Genomic DNA, 6545 nt, shown 5'->3' on the forward strand with positions numbered 1-6545 from the left:
GTGTACTCCCTTAGCAGGGGAGCGCCTTCGGCCACTCGGCCAGCTCTCCGCAACACGGGGCGTATATTAACCAGCTTTATCCCCGTTTGCAAACATAAAAAACGATAAAAATTAATGGCTTGGTTCTTCGTCCTTCTCTTTCTTGATACGCAGGTAAATTTCCTCACGGTGCACAGCCACCTCTTTCGGGGCGTTGACACCAATACGCACTTGATTTCCTTTAACGCCGAGCACGGTCACGGTGATTTCGCCATCACCAATAATCAGGCTTTCTGCGCACCGACGAGTCAGAATCAGCATACCTTTCTCCTCACGCATTTCATTTCAGGGACAACAGTCTGCAAAAAAAAGGCATTCGACCTACAACCGAAAAGGTCGTAGCCCTACATGCCTGAGTATTGACTAGCGCGAGCAAAAGAACAGTTTTGGTACGCACCATTCAAAAAAACGAAGGGCGCGGTCAGACCGCGCCCTTCGGGGGGAACGCATTACTCGCCCTGTCGGGCCGGCGCGTCCAGTTCGAAAGCTGTGTGCAGGGCGCGCACAGCCAGTTCCAGGTACTTCTCTTCGATCACCACGGACACCTTGATTTCCGAAGTCGAGATCATCTGGATGTTGATGCTTTCTTTCGCCAGGGATTCGAACATGCGGCTGGCCACGCCTGCGTGGGAGCGCATGCCGACGCCAACGATCGAGACCTTGGCAATCTTGGTGTCGCCAACGACTTCACGGGCACCGATCTCGCGAGCGGTGTTTTCCAGCACGGATTGCGCCGCCTGGTAGTCGTTACGGTGCACGGTGAAGGTGAAGTCGGTGGTGTTATCGTGCGCAACGTTCTGCAYGATCATGTCGACTTCGATGTTCGCGGYGCTGATCGGGCCGAGAATCTTGAACGCCACGCCCGGGGTGTCTGGCACGCCACGGATGGTCAGCTTGGCTTCATCGCGGTTGAAAGCGATGCCGGAAATGATCGGCTGTTCCATGGTTTCCTCTTCATCAATAGTAATGAGGGTGCCCGGACCCTCCTTGAAGCTGTGCAGTACGCGCAGCGGAACGTTGTACTTGCCGGCGAACTCGACCGCACGGATCTGCAACACCTTGGAACCGAGGCTGGCCATTTCCAGCATCTCTTCGAAGGTGATCTTGTCCAGACGCTGAGCCACGGACACCACACGCGGGTCGGTGGTGTAGACGCCGTCGACGTCGGTGTAGATCTGGCATTCGTCAGCCTTCAGGGCTGCCGCCAGCGCCACGCCAGTGGTGTCGGAACCGCCACGACCGAGCGTGGTGATATTGCCGTGCTCGTCGACGCCCTGGAAACCGGCGACAACCACCACACGACCGGCCTTCAGGTCACCGCGAATCTTCTGGTCATCAATCTGCAAGATACGCGCTTTATTGTGCGCGCTATCCGTCAGAATCCGTACCTGGTTGCCGGTGTACGACACCGCTGGCACGCCACGCTTGATCAGCGCCATGGCCAACAGTGCAATCGTCACCTGCTCACCGGTGGAAACGATCACATCCAGTTCGCGTGGAACCGGTTGGCCGTCGCCACTGATTTGCTTGGCCAGATCGATCAGACGGTTGGTTTCGCCGCTCATTGCAGACAGCACAACCACCAGGTCATCGCCCGCATCGCGGAATTTCTTAACCTTGTCGGCGACCTGCTCGATTCTCTCGACAGTGCCGACTGAGGTGCCTCCAAATTTCTGTACGATCAAAGCCATTTCAAAGCCGCCTCTGCCCATGAAGGGCGCCCAATAAATCACTCAAACAGCGTTCTGGCCCGCTACTAGACCGCGGACCAGGCACACTGCCTTATAAACCCTGCTCTACAAATGGAACAGTCAGGGCCAATGCAGCATCCAGTGCGCCAGCGTCAGTACCACCGCCCTGCGCCATGTCTGGACGACCACCGCCCTTCCCGCCCACTGCCGCAGCAGCCTGCTTCATCAAATCACCGGCTTTGAGTTGGCCAGTCAGGTCTTTGGTCACGCCTGCAACCAGAACGACCTTTTCCTCATGGACACTGCCGAGCAGGATCACTGCGCGGCCGAGTTTGTTTTTCAGTTGATCGACCAGCGCCAGCAGCGCCTTGCCGTCCTGACCGTCCAGACGCACGGCCAGCACTTTCACGCCTTTGACGTCCAGGGCAGAAGCCGACAGATCGTCGCCCGCCGCACTGGCCGCCTTGGCCTGCAACTGCTCGAGTTGCTTCTCCAGCAGACGGTTGCGCTCCAGCACAGCCGACAGCTTGTCGATCAGGTTATCGCGGCTGCCCTTGACCAGGTTGGCCGCTTCCTTGAGTTGTTCTTCTGCAGCATTCAAGTAGGCCAGTGCCGCGGCACCGGTGACTGCCTCGATACGACGCACACCCGAAGCCACACCGCCTTCGCTGATGATTTTCAGCAGACCGATGTCGCCGGTACGGGTGGCGTGAATACCGCCGCACAGCTCGACGGAGAAATCGCCCATGCTCAGCACACGTACGCTGTCGCCGTACTTCTCGCCGAACAGCGCCATGGCGCCTTTCTGCTTGGCGGTTTCGATGTCGGTTTCTTCGGTTTCAACTTCGGAGTTCTTGCGAATCTCGGCGTTGACGATGTCTTCCAGCGCCTTCAACTGCTCAGGCTTGATCGCTTCGAAGTGGCTGAAGTCAAAGCGTAGACGCTGACTGTCGACCAACGAGCCTTTCTGCTGAACGTGCTCGCCCAGCACCTGACGCAATGCAGCGTGCAACAAGTGAGTCGCCGAGTGGTTCAGCGACGTCGCATGGCGCACTTCGGCATCGACATGAGTCTCCACCGGAGCACCTACGATCAGGCTGCCCGAATCCAGCACACCGTGGTGCAGGAACGCACCGCCGGTCTTGGTGGTGTCGCGCACGTCGAAACGCGCAGCGCCAGCCTGGAGGAAGCCGCAATCACCAATCTGACCGCCGGATTCGGCATAGAACGGCGTCTGATCGAGAACGACGACGCCCTCTTCGCCTTCGCTCAGTACGTCAACCGATTGCCCTTCTTTATAGAGAGCAACGATTTTGGCGGAACCGCTGTGAGCGGTGTAACCGGTGAACTCGGTGGCCACATCAACCTTGACCAGGCTGTTGTAGTCCATGCCGAAGGAGCTGGCGGAACGGGCACGCACGCGCTGGGCTTCCATCTCGCGCTCGAAGCCTGCTTCGTCGATGGTCAGGCTGCGCTCACGGGCGATGTCGCCGGTCAGGTCCATCGGGAAACCGTAGGTGTCGTAAAGCTTGAACACCACGTCGCCCGGCACCACGTCGCCTTTGAGTTCGGCCAGATCCTGCTCGAGGATCTTCAGGCCCTGCTCCAGAGTCTTGGCGAATTGCTCTTCTTCGGCCTTCAGCACGCGCTCGATGTGCGCCTGCTGGGATTTCAGTTCAGGGAACGCTTCGCCCATCTCGGCGACCAGGGCTGCAACGATCTGGTAGAAGAAGCTGCCCTTGGCGCCCAGTTTGTTGCCGTGACGGCAAGCGCGACGAATGATCCGGCGCAGTACATAACCGCGACCTTCGTTGGACGGCAGCACGCCGTCGGCAATCAGGAAGCCGCAGGAACGGATGTGGTCAGCCACGACTTTCAGGGAAGCCTGATTGTCGTTGGTGCAACCGATGGCCTTGGCCGATGCGCTCAGCAGGCTCTGGAACAGGTCGATTTCATAGTTCGAGTGAACGTGCTGCAGCACGGCACTGATCCGCTCAAGACCCATGCCGGTGTCCACCGACGGGGCTGGCAACGGGTGCAACACGCCATCGGCGGTGCGGTTGAACTGCATGAACACGTTGTTCCAGATTTCGATGTAACGGTCGCCGTCTTCTTCCGGCGAGCCCGGTGGCCCCCCCCAGATGTCGGCGCCGTGATCGTAGAAGATCTCGGTGCAAGGACCGCACGGGCCGGTATCGCCCATGGTCCAGAAGTTGTCGGAAGCGTACGGCGCGCCCTTGTTGTCGCCGATGCGAACCATGCGCTCGGCCGGTACACCGACTTCTTTGGTCCAGATGTCGTAGGCCTCGTCATCGCTGGCGTAGACGGTCACCCAGAGCTTTTCTTTCGGCAGGTTCAGCCATTTGTCGGAGGTCAGGAACGTCCAGGCAAAGGTAATGGCGTCACGCTTGAAATAATCACCGAAGCTGAAGTTACCCAGCATTTCGAAGAAGGTGTGGTGACGGGCGGTATAACCGACGTTTTCCAGGTCGTTGTGCTTGCCGCCGGCACGCACGCATTTCTGGCTGCTGACGGCGCGGGTGTACGCGCGCTTTTCCTGGCCCAGGAAGCAGTCCTTGAACTGGTTCATCCCCGCGTTAGTGAACAGCAGGGTTGGGTCGTTGCCCGGAATCAAAGAGCTGGAGGCTACACGGGTGTGGCCTTGCTCTTCGAAGAAGCGAAGGAAGGCTTCACGGATTTCTGCGCTTTTCATTAGGTTCTTCCACGGAGGCTGCGGCCAAAGGCCTGTGCGAAACGTCAACAGACGAAGCGACGGCAAAGGGCCGCATTATATCGGCCCTGCGCGCGGGGTACAGCGTGTTTATACGATAGAAACGGTCAATTGGACCGCTAACGCGATCAGATGCGGGAAAACTCGACGAATGTAGCGACGACCTGCTCGATTTGCGTACGGTTGACGTCCATGTGCGTGACCATTCGCAGACGAGCGGCAGCGCTGAGCTTGACCCCGCGTGTCGCGGCGAAGGCCTTGATCGCTTCGGCCTTGTCGCCCATTTTCACGTAAACCATGTTGGTCTGCACTGGCTCGACCTCATACCCCGCCGCTCGCAGGCCTTCGGCCAGCCATTGTGCGTTGGCATGGTCGTCGGCCAGGCGCTGAACATTATTATCCAGCGCATACAGCCCCGCCGCCGCGAGAATCCCGGCCTGGCGCATGCCGCCACCGACCATCTTGCGCAAACGCCGAGCCTTGGCGATCAACTCGACCGAGCCGCACAGCACCGAACCGACTGGCGCACCCAGGCCTTTGGAGAGACAGACCGACACCGAATCGAAATGCTGAGTGATCTCCCGGGCATCGACACCCAGCTTGACCGCCGCGTTGTAGAGCCGTGCGCCATCCAGATGCAGCGCCAGGCCATGCTCACGAGTGAAGCGGCGAGCCTGGGCCAGGTACTCCAGCGGCAGCACCTTGCCCTGCATGGTGTTTTCCAGTGCCAGCAAACGGGTGCGCGCGAAGTGGAAGTCGTCCGGTTTGATCGCGGCGGCGACTTGCGCCAGGTCCAGCGAACCATCGGCTTGCACTTCCAGCGGCTGCGGCTGGATCGAACCAAGCACCGCCGCGCCACCACCTTCGTACTTATAGGTGTGGGCCTGCTGACCGACAATGTATTCGTCACCGCGCTCGCAGTGGGCCATCAAGCCCAGCAGGTTGCTCATGGTGCCCGTTGGAACAAACAGCGCCGCGGCAAAACCCAGTCGTGTTGCCAGCTCGGCTTCCAGGCGATTGACCGTCGGATCTTCGCCATAAACGTCGTCACCGGTGGCGGCATTGGCCATCGCGTCGAGCATCCCTGCGGTCGGTTGGGTGACGGTGTCGCTGCGAAGATCGATAACGCTCATGAATCTGGCCTCGGTAAACAGGGGAAAAATCCGTTTCGGAAAGGAATTACTGCGGTCATGCCGACAATTAATCAAGCCTTGAACGAGGAAAAGAGGCTGTATGCCTTCGGAAAAGCCGATAGCAATCATCAGAAAGCAGCCATGCACGCCCCATAAATATGTGTTAAAAACGCTTCGCCGCCAAACAATCTGGCGGCAAAACGTTCTCAGGGCGGGGTGTAATTCCCCACCGGCGGTAATTGCGCGCAATGCGCATAGCCCGCGAGCGCTTGGCGACAGGCACGGCAATGGCTGTGATGGCGGCAAGGTCAGCAGACCCGGTGTGATCCCGGGGCCGACGGTCATAGTCCGGATGAAGAGAGAACGGGATTGACGCCGCCCAGGTTCCGTACCAAAGCGCCGTCCGCAGACACGTGTGCCTGCGTACCCTTAAATCCCATTCGATTCATAACGCCCTGTTTTTCACACAAACAGGAGTCAGAACATGCAACCCACCGCAATCGATAGCAAAAGCAAAAACCATCAGGGCGAGCGCGTCGCGTTCATCCAGGCCTGTTGGCACAAGGAAATCGTCGATCAGAGCCGTAAAGGCTTCGTCGCTGAAATGATTGCCCAGGGTTATCAGGAGTCGGACATCGATTTCTTCGAAGTCGGTGGCGCCTTTGAAATTCCGCTGCACGCCAAGTTGCTGGCCAAGTCCGGTCGTTATGCCGGCATCGTCGCCGCGGGCCTGGTGGTCGATGGCGGCATCTATCGCCACGAATTCGTCGCCCAGTCGGTGATCAGCGGCCTGATGCAGGTTCAGCTGGAAACCGAAGTGCCAGTGTTCTCGGTGGTTTTGACCCCGCACCACTTCCATGCCGGTGAAGAACACCAGAAGTTCTTCTTCGAGCATTTCGTGCATAAAGGTCAGGAAGCGGCGAAGACGTGTGCAGATACGCTGCACAAGAC

5 protein-coding genes and 1 riboswitch are annotated in these 6545 nt (G+C 58.8%); of the genes, 1 reads left to right on the forward strand and 4 read right to left on the reverse strand.

Features of this window, described 5'->3' with window-relative positions; translation table 11 throughout:
• Window positions 1–111: 111 nt before the first annotated feature.
• From csrA to ltaE, 4 genes are all read right to left on the reverse strand, one after another.
• Window positions 112–300: a carbon storage regulator CsrA gene (gene csrA / locus AC1DLB_RS17730; RefSeq protein ID WP_002554426.1), complete on the reverse strand. Its 189-nt coding sequence runs from the start codon at window positions 298–300 to the stop codon at window positions 112–114.
• Between the two features lie 188 nt (window positions 301–488).
• On the reverse strand, window positions 489–1730 hold the full coding sequence (locus AC1DLB_RS17735; protein ID WP_477785363.1) for an aspartate kinase: 1242 nt from the start codon (window positions 1728–1730) through the stop codon (window positions 489–491).
• Between the two features lie 91 nt (window positions 1731–1821).
• Window positions 1822–4443: an alanine--tRNA ligase gene (gene alaS, locus AC1DLB_RS17740; protein WP_018926383.1), complete on the reverse strand. Its 2622-nt coding sequence runs from the start codon at window positions 4441–4443 to the stop codon at window positions 1822–1824.
• A gap of 146 nt (window positions 4444–4589) precedes the next feature.
• Window positions 4590–5594, reverse strand: a complete 1005-nt coding sequence (gene ltaE / locus AC1DLB_RS17745; RefSeq protein WP_138866954.1) for a low-specificity L-threonine aldolase — start codon at window positions 5592–5594, stop codon at window positions 4590–4592.
• A 198-nt stretch (window positions 5595–5792) separates the two neighbouring features.
• Window positions 5793–5963: riboswitch (FMN riboswitch) on the forward strand.
• Window positions 5964–6078: 115 nt separating this feature from the next.
• Here ltaE and AC1DLB_RS17750 point away from each other — a divergent pair.
• Window positions 6079–6545, forward strand: a 467-nt coding sequence (locus tag AC1DLB_RS17750) for a 6,7-dimethyl-8-ribityllumazine synthase (protein ID WP_477785364.1), incomplete at its 3' end; no start/stop codon positions are given.

The organism is Pseudomonas sp. 05N434, from assembly GCF_056396965.1.